The 1,905-nt window shown below is 72.8% G+C and carries 1 protein-coding gene; it reads right to left on the reverse strand.

The window, feature by feature from the left end:
- Nucleotides 1-142: 142 nt before the first annotated feature.
- Nucleotides 143-1,690, reverse strand: coding sequence for an alpha/beta hydrolase (locus ACZ4TV_RS08955; protein WP_468132288.1), 1,548 nt, complete (start codon nucleotides 1,688-1,690; stop codon nucleotides 143-145).
- Between the last annotated feature and the right edge of the window lie 215 nt (nucleotides 1,691-1,905).

The raw sequence follows: 1,905 nt of genomic DNA on the forward strand, positions 1-1,905 counted from the left end.
TTCCCGCCCCCAACACAGCAGCGCCTTCCGGAGAGGCAGGAGGCAACCCCCCCCCCCCCCCCCCCCCCCCCCCCCCCCCCACCCCCCCCCCCGGGGGGGCACCCCCCCCCCCCCCCCCCCCCCCCCCCCCTCCGGCGTTCCACTAGGTCGCGGTGCAGACGGTGCCCGGGCCCGGGGGCCTCCCCTCGAGCAGGTACGTGTTCACCGCCTGCTGTACGCAGACGTCGCCGCTGTTGTACGCGCCGTGTCCCTCGCCCTTGTAGGTGAGCTCCACGCCGACGCCGGGGCCGAGCCGCTCCACCATCCTGCGGGCGCCCTCGTACGGGGTGGCCGGGTCGCCGGTGTTGCCGATCACCAGGATCGGGGCGGCTCCGGGGGCGGAGACGTCCGGGGTCTCCGAGGCGCCGGGGACCGGCCAGTCGGTGCAGCCCATCAGCGCCCAGCCGAGGAAGTCCCCGAAGACGGGCGAGGTCGAACGGAACCTCGGCAGCCTGGCCTTGGTCTGCTGCAGGGTGTAGCGGTCCTTGGAGTCCACGCAGTTGATGGCGGTGTTGGCCGCGCCGAGGTTGCTGTAACGCCCCTGCTCGTCACGGCCGTTGAGTGCGTCGGACAGGCGCAGCAGCAGCTGCCCCTGCCCGCCCTCCGCCTCGTCGAGGCCCTGTTCCAGCAGCGGCCACAGCTCCTTGGAGTACAGCGCCTGCGCGATGCCGTTGGTCGCGGCGCTCTCGGTGAGCCGTCGCCCGCCGATGCCCGGGATGGACTTCGCGTCCAGGTCCTTCTGGAGCTTGAGGACACCGGCCTCGATCTCCTTGGCGGTGCTGCCCTGGAGCCGGCACTCGTCGCCGCGGTCCACGCAGTCCTGGGCGAAGTTGCCGAGCGCGAGCTGGAAGCCCTTGGCCTGGCCCAGCGCCCCCTCCTCGGAGGTCTTGGTCGGGTCCACGACGGCGTCGAAGACGGCCCGGCCGACGTTCTTGGGAAAGAGGTGGGCGTAGACCCCGCCGAGTTCGGTGCCGTAGGAGATCCCGAAGTAGTGCAGCTTCTCGTCTCCGAGGGCCTGGCGGATGCGGTCCAGGTCGCGGGCGGCGTTGGAGGTGCCGACGTAGGGGAGGAGCTTCCCGGAGTTCTGCCGGCAGGCCTGCGTGTACTGCTTGATGTTGTCGACGAAGGCCTTCTCCTCCTGCGGGGTCTCGGGGGAGGAGTCCTGGGCGTAGTACGCGTCCAGCTGCTTGTCGTTCTCGCAGCGGACGGGGGCGCTGCGGCCCACCCCGCGGGGGTCGAAGCTGACCAGGTCGTAGCGGGCGCGCAGGGCCTCGTACTCCTTGGCGGCGCCGGGGAGGGTGGTGATGCCGGAGCCGCCGGGGCCGCCGAAGTTGAAGATCAGGGAGCCGATGCGGTTCTTCTCGTCGCGTGCCCTGGCGCGGATCAGGGCGATCGGGACCGTCTCGCCCTCGGGCTTCGCGTAGTCGAGGGGCACGTCGACGGTGGCGCACTGCCAGTCCTTGGGCGGGGCCTGGCCGCCGCCCTCCAGGGGGGTGGGGGCCGGGCACTCGCCCCATTTGGGGGGCTTGACCTGCTCGGTGCCGCCGGCCTTCGTCCTCTTCTCGTCGCCGTCGTCGGCGCAGGCGGCCGTGCTGAGCAGTGCGGCGGCGAGCGCGGCGGCGGCGGTGACCCGCCAGGCTTTTCTCGGCATGCCACCATCCTGTGCGCGCTCCGCCACCCCCGCCCCCGAGCTGACCCATCCGGGTGAGCTTTAAGCCTCGCCGGCCGGAGCCAAACCCAGCCTCGCCCGCGCTAAACCCAGCCTTGCCGGAGCCAAACCAGCCTCGCCGGCGTTTGAGGCGCGGGTCCGGGCGGAGCCCGGTGCCCGGCGGAGCCGGGTTTCCTGGGGCTCCGCCCAGATCGGAA

This window comes from Streptomyces sp. NPDC028910, from assembly GCF_055564955.1.